Source organism: Shewanella frigidimarina NCIMB 400 (assembly GCF_000014705.1).
GTDB lineage: Bacteria > Pseudomonadota > Gammaproteobacteria > Enterobacterales > Shewanellaceae > Shewanella > Shewanella frigidimarina.
The window spans coordinates 3,689,105-3,703,418 of the sequence record NC_008345.1 but is presented as its reverse complement, the minus strand read 5'-3'; the positions used below and the strand labels follow the sequence as shown (position 1 = coordinate 3,703,418).

The 14,314-nt window shown below is 40.8% G+C and carries 15 protein-coding genes; 10 read left to right on the top strand and 5 right to left on the bottom strand.

Features of this window, described 5'->3' with window-relative positions; genetic code table 11:
- Positions 1–216 precede the first annotated feature (216 nt).
- Entirely contained in the window at positions 217–2,772 is a 2,556-nt protein-coding gene (locus SFRI_RS15985) for a TonB-dependent receptor plug domain-containing protein (protein ID WP_011638539.1), read from the top strand.
- Between the two features lie 121 nt (positions 2,773–2,893).
- On the opposite strand, the gene SFRI_RS15980 is transcribed toward SFRI_RS15985, so the two are convergent.
- Positions 2,894–3,427, bottom strand: coding sequence for a thioredoxin family protein (locus tag SFRI_RS15980; RefSeq protein WP_011638538.1), 534 nt, complete (start codon positions 3,425–3,427; stop codon positions 2,894–2,896).
- A gap of 136 nt (positions 3,428–3,563) precedes the next feature.
- On the opposite strand from SFRI_RS15980, the gene SFRI_RS15975 reads away from it, so the two are divergent.
- Positions 3,564–4,181, top strand: a complete 618-nt coding sequence (locus SFRI_RS15975) for a LysE family translocator (protein WP_011638537.1) — start codon at positions 3,564–3,566, stop codon at positions 4,179–4,181.
- A 195-nt stretch (positions 4,182–4,376) separates the two neighbouring features.
- Here the strand turns inward: SFRI_RS15975 and SFRI_RS15970 are convergent, their stop codons facing one another.
- Together SFRI_RS15970 and SFRI_RS15965 are read right to left on the bottom strand one after the other, a co-directional pair.
- Positions 4,377–4,703 carry a DUF3144 domain-containing protein gene (locus tag SFRI_RS15970; protein ID WP_011638536.1) on the bottom strand — a complete coding sequence of 109 codons (327 nt, stop codon included), beginning with the start codon at positions 4,701–4,703 and terminating at the stop codon, positions 4,377–4,379.
- A gap of 70 nt (positions 4,704–4,773) precedes the next feature.
- A complete protein-coding gene (locus tag SFRI_RS15965; protein WP_011638535.1) occupies positions 4,774–5,334 on the bottom strand; it encodes a prepilin-type N-terminal cleavage/methylation domain-containing protein in 561 nt (186 codons plus the stop codon).
- A gap of 79 nt (positions 5,335–5,413) precedes the next feature.
- Here SFRI_RS15965 and ung point away from each other — a divergent pair, with 79 nt between their 5' ends.
- Positions 5,414–6,076 (top strand): uracil-DNA glycosylase, encoded by a 663-nt coding sequence (ung, locus tag SFRI_RS15960; protein WP_011638534.1) that lies wholly within the window; start codon positions 5,414–5,416, stop codon positions 6,074–6,076.
- 108 nt (positions 6,077–6,184) lie between these two features.
- Here the strand turns inward: ung and ispB are convergent, their stop codons facing one another.
- The gene (ispB, locus tag SFRI_RS15955; RefSeq protein ID WP_011638533.1) at positions 6,185–7,156 is read right to left on the bottom strand and encodes an octaprenyl diphosphate synthase; all 972 of its coding nucleotides are present in this window, start codon (positions 7,154–7,156) and stop codon (positions 6,185–6,187) included.
- A 403-nt stretch (positions 7,157–7,559) separates the two neighbouring features.
- Between ispB and rplU the strand changes: the two genes are divergently transcribed.
- The 7 genes from rplU (at position 7,560) to SFRI_RS15920 (ending at position 11,744) form a co-directional block, all read left to right on the top strand.
- Positions 7,560–7,871 carry a 50S ribosomal protein L21 gene (gene rplU / locus SFRI_RS15950; protein WP_011638532.1) on the top strand — a complete coding sequence of 104 codons (312 nt, stop codon included), beginning with the start codon at positions 7,560–7,562 and terminating at the stop codon, positions 7,869–7,871.
- A gap of 16 nt (positions 7,872–7,887) precedes the next feature.
- Complete coding sequence (rpmA, locus tag SFRI_RS15945) at positions 7,888–8,142, top strand: 50S ribosomal protein L27 (RefSeq protein WP_011638531.1); 255 nt, start codon at positions 7,888–7,890, stop codon at positions 8,140–8,142.
- 200 nt (positions 8,143–8,342) lie between these two features.
- Entirely contained in the window at positions 8,343–9,509 is a 1,167-nt protein-coding gene (gene cgtA, locus SFRI_RS15940; RefSeq protein ID WP_011638530.1) for an Obg family GTPase CgtA, read from the top strand.
- Positions 9,510–9,529: 20 nt separating this feature from the next.
- Complete coding sequence (locus tag SFRI_RS15935) at positions 9,530–10,288, top strand: threonine/serine exporter family protein (protein WP_011638529.1); 759 nt, start codon at positions 9,530–9,532, stop codon at positions 10,286–10,288.
- Entirely contained in the window at positions 10,288–10,758 is a 471-nt protein-coding gene (locus SFRI_RS15930) for a threonine/serine exporter family protein (protein ID WP_011638528.1), read from the top strand. Before SFRI_RS15935 ends, SFRI_RS15930 begins: the two co-directional genes overlap by 1 nt.
- A 19-nt stretch (positions 10,759–10,777) precedes the next feature.
- Complete coding sequence (gene folA, locus SFRI_RS15925) at positions 10,778–11,260, top strand: type 3 dihydrofolate reductase (RefSeq protein ID WP_011638527.1); 483 nt, start codon at positions 10,778–10,780, stop codon at positions 11,258–11,260.
- Between the two features lie 97 nt (positions 11,261–11,357).
- Positions 11,358–11,744 (top strand): DUF3718 domain-containing protein, encoded by a 387-nt coding sequence (locus SFRI_RS15920; protein ID WP_011638526.1) that lies wholly within the window; start codon positions 11,358–11,360, stop codon positions 11,742–11,744.
- A 472-nt stretch (positions 11,745–12,216) separates the two neighbouring features.
- On the opposite strand, the gene SFRI_RS15915 is transcribed toward SFRI_RS15920, so the two are convergent.
- On the bottom strand, positions 12,217–14,238 hold the full coding sequence (locus tag SFRI_RS15915) for a HAMP domain-containing methyl-accepting chemotaxis protein (protein ID WP_011638525.1): 2,022 nt from the start codon (positions 14,236–14,238) through the stop codon (positions 12,217–12,219).
- Between the last annotated feature and the right edge of the window lie 76 nt (positions 14,239–14,314).

Here is a 14,314-nt window from a genome sequence, read left to right as displayed (position 1 = left end):
CTATGTCACCAAAAATCAATTACTTAGAGTATTCTTTTGTTAATTGCTATTTAGCGCTTACTTATTTATCCCAAAAAGTGTTAGCAATTGTTTTTCAATTGTTATAAAAATGTAGTCGAGATAGGGAGTGTTTCGATAGGGAGAGACATGTTTTTCATTCATTTTGTGAAAAATATCGTCGACAAACAACAATAATAAGCAGTTGAGAACATAATAATGATGCAATCAAAAAAATCTAAATTTGGTATTAGCTCTTTGAGCTTAGCCATTTCATTTGCACTTGCCGGATCTGTTGCAAGTGCTCAAGCATTCGCAGCCGATGAAGAAGTCGCAAAGAAAGAAAACGTTGAAAAAATCGCAGTAGTCGGTTCACGTGCAGCACCTCGTTCAATTGGTGATTCACCGGTTCCAATTGATATCATTAGCAGTGATGACCTAAAGAAAAACGGTTCGACTGACATGATCGACATGTTAGTGACATCAGTGCCTTCTTTTAACTCTCGTGCACAACCGATTAGTGATGCAGCAACGTTAGTTCGTCCGGTTAACTTACGTGGTTTACCATCTGACAGTACACTTATTTTGGTTAACGGCAAACGCCGTCATCGTGCGTCAGTTATTGCTTTCCAAGGTGGTGGCATTAACGATGGTGCACAAGGGCCAGATATTTCGGTTATTCCTGGTGTGGCATTAAAGCAAGTTGAAGTATTACGTGACGGTGCAGCAGCTCAGTATGGTTCGGATGCGATTGCTGGTGTGATGAACTTTGTATTAAAAGATGCCTCTGAAGGTGGCTCTATCACTGTCAGCCAAGGTGAATACTACGAAGGTGACGGCGCAGCAACAACAATTGACGGTAACATTGGTTTACCTTTGACTGATGATGGCTTTGTTAATATCAGTGCACAATATAAAACCGCAGATGCGACTAGCCGTAGTGTCCAGCGTCCAGATGCAGCAGCCATTGCTGATGCTGGTAATACCTCAATTCTTAATCCTGCGCAAACTTGGGGTAATCCAGAGATCAATGATGATTTTACTGTATTCGTAAACTCTGGTTTTGATATCAATGATAACACTCACTTGTATGCATTTGGTAACGTGTCATCACGTGAAGCAACAGGTGGTTTCTATTATCGTAATCCACATAACCGCGGTAACGTTTATTCAGTAGATGGTGGTGAAACATTATTAGTGGGCGCTGTTAATGGCGACCAATCAACCTGTGGTGTCGTACCAGCAAATGTTCCAAACGTGCTTGATACTCCTGAGTATCAAGCAATGGTTGCCGATCCTAACTGTTTCTCAATGAACCAAATTCGTCCAGGCGGGTATACACCACAATTTACCGGTAAAATTGAAGATATGTCTTTCTTCGCTGGTGTTAAAGGTGAGCTAGGCGAGTGGATGTATGATGCCAGTGCGGGTACCGGTAGCAACAAAGCCAGCTTTGGTTTAAAAAATTCTCTTAACCCATCATTGGGTTTAGACACGCCAACTGACTTTGATACCGGTTCTTACGAGCAAGTAGAAACAACTGTTAATATCGACTTTAGCCGTTTCGTTACTATTGGTAGCTTAGAAGATATTAGTTTTGCTACTGGTTTTGAATGGCGTGAAGAATCATTCGAAATTGGTCAAGGTGATGACGCCTCTTGGACTGCAGGCCCTTATGCCGATCAGGGATTCAATATTGGCTCACACGGCTTTAAAGGCTTTGGCCCTGAATCAGCCGGTAAAAACGACCGTAATAACATTGGTATTTATACTGACGTTGAAGCGTATTTAACCGAAGATTTCTTATTAGGTATTGCACTTCGTTATGAAGATTTCTCTACTTTTGGTGACACACTAAACTACAAGTTAACCGCGCAGTATGTTGCAACCGATGAATTATCATTCCGTGCATCACACAGTACTGGTTTCCGTGCGCCAACTGTTGGTCAAGAAAACGTAGTTAACACTCAAACATCGATTGTTAACGGTGACTTGATTCAAACCTTCATTGCTCCACCAACAAACCCATTAGCGGCTTTCTATGGTGGTGAAGTTCTTAATCCTGAAGAGTCTGTTAGCTTTGCAGCAGGTTTCGTCTACCAATATGATAACTTGTTCTTAACTGTTGATTACTACAACATTGAAGTTACTGGTCGTATTGCACAATCTAGTCAAATCTCGGTTGAAGCAAGTGACTATGATGCATTACGTGCTGCTGGTGTTGAATTCCCTGAGTTGATCTCTGCGGTAACCTTCTACACTAATGACTTTGATACAACGACTCAAGGTGTTGATGTTGTAGCGTCTTATACTACAGAAATGCTATCAGGTGATGCTAAGTTCAGTTTAGCTTATGGTTGGACTGATACCAGTGTTGATAAATATGACCCTGAAACAACAGATGCAGGTAAAGTTCGTCGTTTAGAAGATGGTATTCCTGCACACCGTGCAACCCTTACTTGGGGCCAAAGCTGGGATGATTTAAGCATGTCAGTTCGTGGTAATATGTATGGTGAATATTACGCTACACACGCTGATGATACCTCTGATTGGGGTTCTGAAGTGGCAGACGCTGCAGTGACTATCGATCTTGAAGTGAGCTATGCGGTACTTGATAACCTAACGGTATCAGTGGGCGCAAACAATATCTTCGATCAAGAAGCGCAGAAGCTAAAAGATGGCACTTTGGGTGAATTAGGTGCAGTGTACTACGAGAGTGGTCCATTTGATTACAACGGTGGTTTCTACTACGGCCGTGTTAATTACCGGTTCTAAGCGTTAGCGACATTCAAAAAACCAATCAAAAACTAAAAAGACTGCTTCGGCAGTCTTTTTTATTGAGAGCATTTTTTAAGAATTTTTCTTGAAGACTAAATATTTTTGAAGATTAAGTATTTTATTTGACGACCAAAGCCAATGCTCGATACACATCGTCGATAATCAGCGCTTTAGGCAACTCAATACCCTCAGGGTAGGATGAGCCGTAGATTTTATTAAACGGCGTGCCAGCAGCCGCTTGCTGTCCCATATACTGTTCAATAACGGTATCGGCTTGAGTCCAATTACCTTGCATGAGGATAATGTGTTGTTGGTTTAATTGATTTACGACTTGTTCGCGATGAAGCACGTTGGCTTTATTGGTTTGGCAGGGGACACACCAGTCGGCTGTAATATCAACAAACACAATATTGCCTTGTTCAACATAGGTAGCAATTTTTTCAGGTTCAAGTGGCTGCCAATTCAATGTTTGATATGCTTGATAGTCTTCACCTTTATTAACAAATGCTATGATCCCCGCAAAACAGATCCCCATGAAAATGAGCATGGCTATCACTAAGGTCGGAATCGATTTGCCTTTTATCTTAGCCCAAATCAATATCACTACAGCGCTAAAAATAACCAAGAGTAATATCAGCATTAATGTGGTCATAGGTTTCCTCGGTAAATACGTTATCATATTCATCACTTATAAGTGACGCGACATTAACAGCGCATACTTAACTGGTTGTTAAAATTATTTTTGTACAAAGATGATTGATAGGCTAACTGTAAATTAAAGAGGTGTTATGACGTTAAGTACTTGGCTGGGATTGTTAGCGATATGCTGTTTGGGTGCTATGTCTCCAGGCCCTAGTTTAGCCATGGTAGTGAGGCATACACTTAGTGGTGGAAGATTACACGGTGTAGTGTGTGCTTGGGCGCATTCAATTGGTATTGGCGTGTATGCGCTGGTGACTTTATTGGGCTTAGCTGCAATATTAAAAGCATCTCCATTAATTTTTAATGCCATAGCGATAATCGGAGCAATTTACTTAGCTTGGATGGGTATTCAAGCGCTGGGTTCCAAAGGCGGGATGCAGCAAAAGTTAGCTGCTGGGGAAGCCACTAGTTTATGGGTTGCTGCTCGTGACGGGCTGGCTATTTCACTGTTTAATCCTAAGATATTATTGTTTTTTCTAGCCTTATTTAGTCAATTCGTCTTGGCTGCACAAACGACCACAGGCCAAGGATTAATAGTGTTCACCCCGTTAATTATTGATGGCTTGTGGTATACCGTTATCGCATTTGTGTTATCACATTCTGCTGTACTACCTAAGTTACGTGAAAAGGCAAAGTTGATTGATAGACTCTCAGGTATTGTATTGATTTTACTTTCTATTAGGGTTATTTACACGCTGTTATAACACCGATGTCTAATCGGGTTACTGTGATTAATTATGCTGGTTATGCATAGGTTTAGTTGTTAAAGCGAACAGAGAAAATAGTAAGTGGTGATGGGGAGTGTTAAATGTGGCTGATTTTAAAAAAGTAATCCCCACCAGATCTCTGGTAGGGATTATTGATTAACGGCTAATTATCAGTGACGTTGTTAGCGAATGCTAGGCACCTTTAAACATTTGCACGCTATCATCGCTTTTTTGCTCTTGTTGCGGTGCCGCTACAGGAGGATTAGCAATATGATCTTCTAAGTTTTCTTTTAGCATGGCTTTAAATTCATCAGAGAACCAAGCTAATGCATGATCTTTTTCAGCAGCAAGATCAGCTGATTTAATTGAGGCTTCGAACGCATTAAAGCGTGCTGAAGCAAATCTCATTGCTGTTCCCACTTTACCAATATCATTTTCTTGTTGGCTTAGTTGATTGGCTAGGGCAATAAATTGGTCAGCTATTTGATACATTGTTAATTCTGGTTTGGCTTCAGACATCAGATCCACTTTTTGTGAGTTAATTTTCCATTGAGTGTAACGTTTTTATTGGAAAATATCAGGTAAAAAATTAGCTATTGGGATCTGAATCTACCAAGACCTGGCCGTTACGTGAGTCATAATATATCGACATAAGTGATAGCGAGTTGTAGTTATATCGGCATTGATCTGGATTGATATATTCCGCTTGGTAATCAGATGAATCTTTATCTGCACTACTCGAAACGCTTGGACCATCCTGCAACAGAGTAGGCCAGACGGAAAGGCAGTCATTAACGTTATTCAGTCTTGGAGAGGCTTCGTAAGGTGGATAATTCTGTGCAGGATAGCCCCATTGGTTCATATCCAGTTCGCCATCGGTTCCGGCTTGACTGAAAATAGCTAAATTATCTGCTGGGCCAGAATACCCCATCGCGGCCCACTTCAAATGAGCCAAGGTTATTGCTGAAGAAAATGCTCCGCCAGTTGCTTTTACATTGGCGATTTTAGCATCTTGGCCTAAATCGATGAACTTCGGTAAAGCGATAACAGCGATGATCCCAAGTATGATAATAACAACGACGAGTTCAATAAGGGTAAAACCACTTTTAGCGGTGCTTTTATTATTACGTAATGGCATCATATTATTCATAATGGTGATTAATCTGTTAATAGTAACTAAAGACTGAGCCGTTCACTAATTTATCGCTTACTTTTAAGGAATTCATTGAATGACCTCTCATTGGCAAGAGTTGTTTGAGCAACAACAATCTCAGGAATATTATCAACATTTGCAACACTTTATAGCCTCTCAAAGGGCCGATAATAAAACCGTTTATCCGCCTGATGATGAAGTGTTTACTGCTTTTGATTTAACGCCGCTTTCGGAGGTTAAAGTCGTGATACTGGGGCAAGACCCTTACCATGGGCCCAATCAAGCACATGGGCTTTCTTTTTCGGTTAAAAAAGGCATTAAACCGCCTCCATCATTAGCGAATATCTATAAAGAATTAACGAATGATATTGAAGGCTTTGTGACTCCCGAACATGGCAATTTAACCTCTTGGGCTGAGCAAGGTGTTTTACTATTAAATACGGTACTGACGGTAGAGCAGGGGTTAGCTCATTCACATGCTAAATCTGGCTGGGAGACATTCACTGATAATGTATTGCTGCGATTAGACCAACAACCTTCGCCGATTATATTTGTGTGTTGGGGAAATCATGCTATCAAGAAAGGTCGTTTGATTACGGCATCGCATCATCATGTATTGAACGGCCCGCATCCATCGCCATTATCTGCTTACCGAGGTTTTTTTGGTTGCGGTCACTTTTCAAGTATTAATCAATTATTAATTGAACAAGGCAACCTAGCCATAAATTGGCAAGTTTGATCATAAAAAAAGGTGTGAATTTAGTATTCACACCTTTTTATGCATCAACATCAAAAAATGAATTCATGATGGATTATGCAGTTAATAACTGATTGTTACTCATTACTATTAACTGCTGCGATTAACCGACAGATGAGCTAACGAAATGAGTGCTTGCTTGTAGTCGCTGTCAGGAAAAACAGTGAGTGCATCGATGGCCTTCTGTGCTTCTGCTTGAGCTTTCTCCTGAGTATAAACTAATGCACCAGACTCCTCTAATGCTACTAGAATTTCATCAATCGCTTTGGTGCCATCACTTTGCTCAATAGCATCTCGAATCAGTTTTTTAGCTGTGTCAGAACCGTTTTCCATGGCATAAATTAGCGGTAATGTTGGCTTGCCTTCAGCAAGGTCATCACCAATGTTTTTGCCTAGTTCGTCAGCGTTAGCTGTGTAATCCAGTAAATCATCAGTTAATTGAAAAGCTGTGCCGAGATATTTACCGTAATCAGCTAATGCTTGCTCTTGCTCTGGGCTCACATTGGCTAATACGCCGGCTAACTGAGTTGCCGCTTCAAACAATTTTGCAGTTTTACAGTAGATAACCCGCATGTAGTTAGCTTCAGTGGTATCAGGGTCATTACAGTTCATTAGCTGTAACACTTCACCTTCTGCAAGTACGTTAGTGGTATGAGCAAGGACTTGCAGCACTTTCATGTTTTCGAGCTCGGTCATCATTTGAAATGAACGAGTATATAAAAAGTCACCTACGAGCACGCTAGCGCTATTACCAAATAAGGCATTGGCGGTCTCACGGCCGCGACGCAATGTCGACTCATCAACAACATCATCATGTAACAAAGACGCAGTATGGATAAACTCGATGATCGCCGCGAGTTTAAGGTGATGCTCGCCTTGATAGTCAACGGTTCGTGCGGCTAATACTGATAATAACGGACGTAAACGCTTACCACCGCCATTGATAATGTAAAAGCCTAATTGATTAATTAGGGCTACATCAGATTCAAGTTGTTTGTATATCAGCTGATTGACTGCTTGCATATCAGTGTCAGCCAGTTGACGAATGGCGTTTAAATCCATAATAGTCTCTGGTTGTTGGGCGACAGGCTTGCACCCTTAATTAGTCATATCGAATTAGAGCGCATATCTTACAGGATATCAGTGCTATTTTTCAAAGTATGTATTTCCACAATTGAACATACAGAATCCTGATTTTACGATAGTTAGTAGGATTCTGACCAATTTAATTATAAAACTTAGGTATAAATGAACATGGCCATGTTAACTAAATTTTAAAGAAGGCACATTAGCTATTAATGAATAGTGTGCAGTAATAAGGTCTTTTTTATTTGATAGTGAATTAAGACTTGCCTGATGATAATTCTTCGCGTAGAATCCGCGCCCATTGTCATTAAAAGTTTTTTAGCACCTAGTCTCGTCAATAATATGAGTTAGTGTGTTAGTCATTTGGAGTAAAATAGCCATGTATGCTGTTTTTCAAAGTGGCGGAAAGCAACACCGTGTTGCTGAAGGTCATACAGTTCGTTTAGAAAAATTAGAAGTTGCTACTGGTGAAACCGTAGAATTCGATCAAGTTTTATTGATCGCTGATGGTGAAACAGTACACGTTGGAGCTCCTTTAGTTGCTGGCGGTAAAGTCGTAGCTGAAGTAGTTGGCCACGGTCGCGGCGAAAAGGTAACTATTATCAAGTTCCGTCGTCGTAAGCATCACGATAAGAAGATGGGCCACCGTCAGTGGTTCACCGAAGTTAAAATCACTGCGATTAGCGCATAATTTAGGAGTCTAACTCATGGCACATAAAAAAGCTGGCGGTAGTACTCGTAACGGCCGCGATTCGGAAAGTAAACGTCTTGGTGTTAAGCGTTTTGGTGGTGAATCAGTTCTAGCTGGTAACATTATCGTTCGTCAACGTGGTACTAAGTTCCACGCTGGTGTAAACGTAGGTATTGGTCGTGACCATACTTTGTTTGCATTAACAGACGGTAAAGTAAAGTTTCAAGTTAAAGGTCCTAATAACCGTAAGTTTATTAGCATCGAAGCTTAATTCTTTCTAAGCTAGATCTCGAAAGCCCTGCCTATGGTGGGGCTTTTGTGTTTTTTATATCATTAAACTGTTGTTGATAGTTTGATGATTTTGTTTATATGCAGTAGGCGATATCGTGATGAATGCTATCTTCAGCGCTTTCCTGCAAATTCCAGTGATTTGGGATTATAATTACAGATTAAGTGGCGTCAGGAGTCAGTATGAAGTTTGTTGATGAAGCGAATATTCGCGTAGAAGCAGGTGACGGCGGAAGCGGTTGCGTTAGTTTTAGACGCGAAAAATATGTACCAGATGGTGGTCCAGACGGTGGTGACGGCGGAGATGGCGGCAGTGTATACCTGCAAGCTAACGAAAACTTGAACACGCTGATTGATTATCGTTTTACTCGTTTCCATATGGCTGAACGTGGCACCAATGGCCGTGGTCGTGATTGTACCGGGCATGGCGGTAGTGATTTGGTTCTGCAAGTACCAGTAGGTACTCGTGCTATCGATCAAGAAACAGAAGAGTCACTTGGCGATCTTACTGTAAATGGACAAAAGCTTCTTGTTGCTAAAGGTGGTTTCCACGGTTTAGGTAACACCCGTTTTAAAAGTAGTACTAACCGTGCTCCGCGCCAAAAAACATTAGGTACCCCAGGTGAAGTACGCTCAATTAAACTTGAGTTATTGTTACTTGCTGATGTGGGTTTATTAGGGATGCCAAACGCAGGTAAATCAACCTTTATCCGTTCAGTATCACGTGCTACGCCTAAAGTTGCTGATTATCCGTTTACGACTTTGGTGCCAAACCTTGGTGTGGTTAATCCGCGTCCAGGCCAAAGCTTTGTTATTGCCGATATTCCAGGTCTAATTGAAGGTGCTGCTGAAGGTGCTGGCTTAGGTATTCGTTTCTTAAAGCATCTTGAACGCTGCCGTATGTTGTTACACATTATCGATATCGAACCTATTGATGGCGTAGACCCAGTTTATTCTGCTCGTGCAATTGTCGGTGAACTTGAGAAATACTCTCCAAAGCTAGCGGCAAAACCGCGTTGGTTAGTATTTAATAAAACCGATTTACTGCTAGATGAAGAGATACAAGCTAAAATTGATCGTATTGTCAAAGAGTTAGATTGGCAAGGTGATGTTTATACTATGTCAGCTTACAATCGAACTGGTACTGAAGAGTTAAGCATCAAGATGCTTGACTACATTAGAAGTTTACCAGCTATTGTGGAAGAAATTACCGCAGATGCTGATGTTGAATTCAAATGGGATAATTATCATAGCGCTGAAGATGAAAACGCTAATGAAAATTATGATGATGACTTTGACGAAGATTTTGATGATGATGACTATGATGTAGAAGTTATATATCAGCGTTAAAGAACTCATTTGAGGACATCGTGTACGAAGATAGCCAAAATGAAATTACCCGCCTTGTAGTGCGCTGTGCGCAGCTATTACTGGCATATGGTGCTGAGTCTGATCTTGTTGAAGAGATTAGTCAGCGCCTTGGTAAAGCGCTCGGTATTGCTAGCATTGAATTATCAATATCATCCAATGCATTAGTATTAACTAGCTTGGTACACGGTCGATGCATTACCACAACCCGTCGTATTCGTGCTCATGGCATTAATATGATGGTGATTTGTGAGCTTCAGCGAATCTGTATACTAGCCGAAAAGGGCATTTATGGTGCCAATGAAGTTCGAAGACGTCTCGCTCATATTTCTCCTAAAACATATCCCGCAATTGCTGTAGTTCCTATGATAGGTTTGTCATGCGCAAGTTTCTGTCATTTATTTGATGGCGACATGATGGCATGCTTAATCACATTTTTTGCCTCATCGGTTGGAATGATAGTACGTCTTTTTCTGGCATCTCGACATTTTAATTTATTGGTTAACTTCTCACTGACTGCATTTGTGATCACGGCTATTGCTCAAATCGGCTATCTTGGCTCTCTCTCTGAAACACCTCAAGCCGCAATGGCGGCAAGCGTGTTGATGCTAGTACCAGGGTTTCCGCTTATTAATGCCATTTCTGATATGGTTAAGGGCCACATGAATGTGGGTATTTCCCGTTGGGGTCATGCAACCCTATTAACCTTAGCATCGGTTATTGGCATTACGATCGCGATGCAAATGGGAGGGATTTTTTAATGTTATCCTTTCTAAGTTTGTTGCTGCATGATGCATTTTTTTCGGCGATACCTGCGGTTGGTTTTGCGATGGTGTTTAATGTCCCTAAACGCTATTTAATTTATTGTGCCATTGCAGGTGCTATCGGCCACAGTTCAAGAACATTTTTATTACATTTTTCAATGCCAATTGAATGGGCGACATTTATCGCAGCAGCTATTGTTGGCTTGATTACTATTCAGTTTGCTAAACGTCACCTTGCCCCACCATTAATGTACGCTGTAGCTGCCATTATTCCCATGGTGCCAGGAACGTATGCATTCAATACTGTCATAGCATTAATTCAACTCACGGCACAAAGTCAGGTTAGTCCCGAACTCACAGCTCAGGTCATCGTCAACGGTTTAAAAACAGTATTTATTCTAGGCGCGCTGGCCGTAGGGTTAGCGTTACCAAGTTTGCTTTACTACCGCACCAGACCGATTATTTAACCATAAGGATTTAGCTTCAATGCGTATCGCAATGATTGCCGCAATGGCCAACAATAGAGTTATAGGTAAAGACAATAAAATGCCTTGGCATTTACCTGAAGATTTACGCCACTTTAAAGCGATGACCTTGTCAAAACCTGTTGTTATGGGGCGTAAAACCTATGAGTCAATTGGTCGACCATTACCGGGGCGCCACAATATAGTGATTAGCCGTAATAGTCAGTTGAGTATTGAAGGTGTGACCTGCGTAAAAAGTTTCGATGAAGCTATCACCGTAGCAGGTGATTGTGAAGAAATAGTGGTGATTGGTGGCGGTCAACTTTACCAACAGCTATTGCCTCAAGCTGACGTATTATATCTAACGTTAATTGATGTCGATGTCGATGGTGATACAGTATTTCCTGCTTGGGATGATGGTTCTTGGGATTTACAGAACTCAGTAACTGCAACAAACGACAAAGGATTGCAATATAGCTTTAACACTTTAGTTAAAAAATGTTAAATTAGTCGGGTTTAACCCTGAAATTAATATGTAGACGTGATCTAAAGCATGATCTCTATACATAGCTATATAACTATAAAATATAAAGGAGTGTCAGATGCGTCTATTGCCTGTAGCTATTGCAGCCCTGATTGCAGCATCTTTTGTGTCAGCCCCTGCTATTGCCGATACAGATCAATTGGTTGCAAATATTTGTGATTATGTAAAATCAGACGACAAAAGCCGTTTACGTAAAAAGATGAAAGAAAGTCGTGTTAAATTACGTAATGTTTATTCAGGTATTTCTTGTGATGGCAGCAGTTTATTGCGTACTGCCTACAATTCAAATGCCAATGATGTCGGTGAATTTATCGCAAAACGTCTACCTTCAAGTGACTTAGCAACTCCAGAGGCTGATGGTAAAACCATTCTAGACTGGGCTGCTGCCAATGGTCATGATGGTAGCCCGATTACTACCGCGATTAAAGAGCGCGTTGGTGGCTAATTCTGGCGATGTGTAATCGTATGAGTCAGTCAATGTAAATAAAAAATGCCGATAAGTAATTATCGGCATTTTTTATGTCGATAATTCACTCATTATGTTGATTAGCAATGACTATAATATCAGTCCTATACATGTCTATTTATTCTTTTGTTTCAATTTTTAGTTTGCTTACTCGTAATCTGTCATCTGCTTATCTATTTCGGTCTAAAATTCATTTTCTATTGATCTAGAAGTAAACTTTTCATTTTGGGTTGAGCTATCTATTGCAGTAAAGGTTTACATACGCGTTTCGAACAGAAGTTAAAAGCACACTCAGTTGGCTGCTCTGCTTCTGCTTCAGGCATCATATTCTGCTCTGTATAAATCGATTATTTCATTTACCATCTGAGTGTAAGTTACTCGTAATCAAATAATACAGGCAATAAAAAGGCCCCGAAGGGCCTTTTGTGAATACTATCTTATATTGTATAGATTAAACCTTGAACTCGCGTACCGAGGCTTGCAGTTCTTCAGCAAGCATAGCGACTTGCTGACTTGATTGTGCGGTTTGATCTGCACCTATCGAGGTTTCTTCTGAAATAGAGGCAATATGTTCGAGCTTCTCTGAAACTTGCTGGCTAACGATATTTTGCTCTTGAGCAGCTTGAGCAATATGGTTACCAGAATCAAAGGCTCGGTGAACTGACTTACTAATGGTCTCTAAGGCTAGATTTGATTGTTCGTTCTTTTCAACACAGCTCTCTGCTTGAGTACGACCTAATTCCATAACCGCAACGGCTTCTTGCGTACCAAGTTGCAATACTTCAATCATCTGCTGAATTTCACTGGTTGAGTGTTGGGTGCGTGACGCTAAGTTACGTACTTCATCAGCAACAACGGCAAAGCCTCGTCCTTGTTCGCCAGCTCTAGCTGCTTCAATAGCAGCGTTTAGGGCAAGTAAGTTAGTTTGATCTGCAATCCCGCGGATCACATCTAAAATAGAGCCGATTGACGCACTGTCGGAATGGACTTTATTAATAACAATACCAGCTTTAGCAACTTCTTCAGCAAGAGCAAGAATGGTATTTTTGCTTTCTTCTGCAAGCGTACGCATATGCTGTGTTTCTTGGTCAGCTTGTTTAATCTCATTCAGTGCTTGATCAGCGCTCATTGATACCTGTTGTGCACTTGAACTCAGTTCCGTGGTTGCCGCAGCAACTTGGTCCACTTGACTCTTTTGTTCTTGAATACCAATAGTGGTTTGCGAGGTAATCGCAGAGGTTTCTTCTGCCGCAGCAGCTAACTGATTTGAACGATCAACGATACCAACAATAAGGCTCCGTAGGCTGTCGACTAATCGGTTGCAGTTTTTGGCTAATTCTGCGAATTCATCATGGCCAGTGTCATCTAATTTATGGGTTAAATCACCCGATGCTAGAACATTTAAGGCTTTATTGACTTTCTCTAACGAGCGGGTCAGTGGTTTAACAACAGCAATACTGACAATAATGGCGACGATGATGGCGGTTAATACCACCAGTAGCGTTTTAATGGCTGCAGAATCAATAATTTCTAATGCTGTAGTGCTGATATCTCCCGCGAACGTGTCGATTGATTTTGCTAACACGGTCATTTTTTTGTTGACGTCTTTGGCTGAGCTTTGCGTATCTGCTAACTGTTTAGCAGCAGCAAACTCATGATTTAATTGTTGTTGTTTTAGGGCTAAAAGTGAGTCGCTGCCTTTTAGTAACTTAAAGACTTTTGCACTTTCTGTGGTTAAATCTTCTAAAATTGAACTGCTGACAATACCACTGCCTTGACGGCCAATATGATCCAATTTGGATGAAGCTTCACTGACCATGTAATCGAGTTCTTTGATGATTAGGTCATACTTGCTTTGTTCGGTTGAGGCGACTAAATCATAAATTGTGGTAATGATATTGATAAATGTACTATCAACGAGGCTGGCTGATGCGGCCAAACTGCGTTCAGTTTGATCTTCACTAGTTTCTAGGTCGATGATGTCTAATAAAATAGATGATGAGTCGTCTGCAGCATTTTCAAGGTTACTGCGCATTTTGAGTAATTTTTCTTGCAAGCTTAGGGCACTTTCGCGCTCTACGAGCATTTTTGTAGCACTCGCTTCATATACTGCGTAGCTTTTAGTTAACGCTGCCAACGGCGCAGTAAGTTGATTCTGTTTGCTTACTAAATTATTTAAGCGAGCTAGATCTTTTTCAAATGCGTTATCTAAGTCAGTGAGTCTTTTTTCTATTGCTGGAATTTTTGATGAATGAGTACTGTAATAAGCAAGTAATGCTTCAATTTGTTGGGTGCTTAAATTCTCACTTAAGATACTCGTTGATTCAAGTGCAGGTAGGCTGATCGTCTTAAGAATAGTCGTCCCGTCTTTAATACTGTTGTTACTCAGCATGGTCACGCCACCGAGGACCATCAATAACAGTGTCACCACGGTAAAACCACCAATGACTCTGGTCGCTACATTAATTTTCATACAGTACTCCGGCTATTATTATTTGATCCTGATTTTTATCTTGTATGTGTTATCGCTTATCACGATATTGAATTTA

Excerpts from the sequence above, each read along its gene's own strand:
- SFRI_RS15985 (WP_011638539.1), top strand. The coding sequence starts at position 217 with ATGATGCAATCAAAAAAATCTAAATTTGGTATTAGCTCTTTGAGCTTA.
- SFRI_RS15980 (WP_011638538.1), bottom strand. The coding sequence starts at position 3,427 with ATGACCACATTAATGCTGATATTACTCTTGGTTATTTTTAGCGCTGTA.
- SFRI_RS15975 (WP_011638537.1), top strand. The coding sequence starts at position 3,564 with ATGACGTTAAGTACTTGGCTGGGATTGTTAGCGATATGCTGTTTGGGT.
- SFRI_RS15970 (WP_011638536.1), bottom strand. The coding sequence starts at position 4,703 with ATGTCTGAAGCCAAACCAGAATTAACAATGTATCAAATAGCTGACCAA.
- SFRI_RS15965 (WP_011638535.1), bottom strand. The coding sequence starts at position 5,334 with ATGAATAATATGATGCCATTACGTAATAATAAAAGCACCGCTAAAAGT.
- ung (WP_011638534.1), top strand. The coding sequence starts at position 5,414 with ATGACCTCTCATTGGCAAGAGTTGTTTGAGCAACAACAATCTCAGGAA.
- ispB (WP_011638533.1), bottom strand. The coding sequence starts at position 7,156 with ATGGATTTAAACGCCATTCGTCAACTGGCTGACACTGATATGCAAGCA.
- rplU (WP_011638532.1), top strand. The coding sequence starts at position 7,560 with ATGTATGCTGTTTTTCAAAGTGGCGGAAAGCAACACCGTGTTGCTGAA.
- rpmA (WP_011638531.1), top strand. The coding sequence starts at position 7,888 with ATGGCACATAAAAAAGCTGGCGGTAGTACTCGTAACGGCCGCGATTCG.
- cgtA (WP_011638530.1), top strand. The coding sequence starts at position 8,343 with ATGAAGTTTGTTGATGAAGCGAATATTCGCGTAGAAGCAGGTGACGGC.
- SFRI_RS15930 (WP_011638528.1), top strand. The coding sequence starts at position 10,288 with ATGTTATCCTTTCTAAGTTTGTTGCTGCATGATGCATTTTTTTCGGCG.
- folA (WP_011638527.1), top strand. The coding sequence starts at position 10,778 with ATGCGTATCGCAATGATTGCCGCAATGGCCAACAATAGAGTTATAGGT.
- SFRI_RS15920 (WP_011638526.1), top strand. The coding sequence starts at position 11,358 with ATGCGTCTATTGCCTGTAGCTATTGCAGCCCTGATTGCAGCATCTTTT.
- SFRI_RS15915 (WP_011638525.1), bottom strand. The coding sequence starts at position 14,238 with ATGAAAATTAATGTAGCGACCAGAGTCATTGGTGGTTTTACCGTGGTG.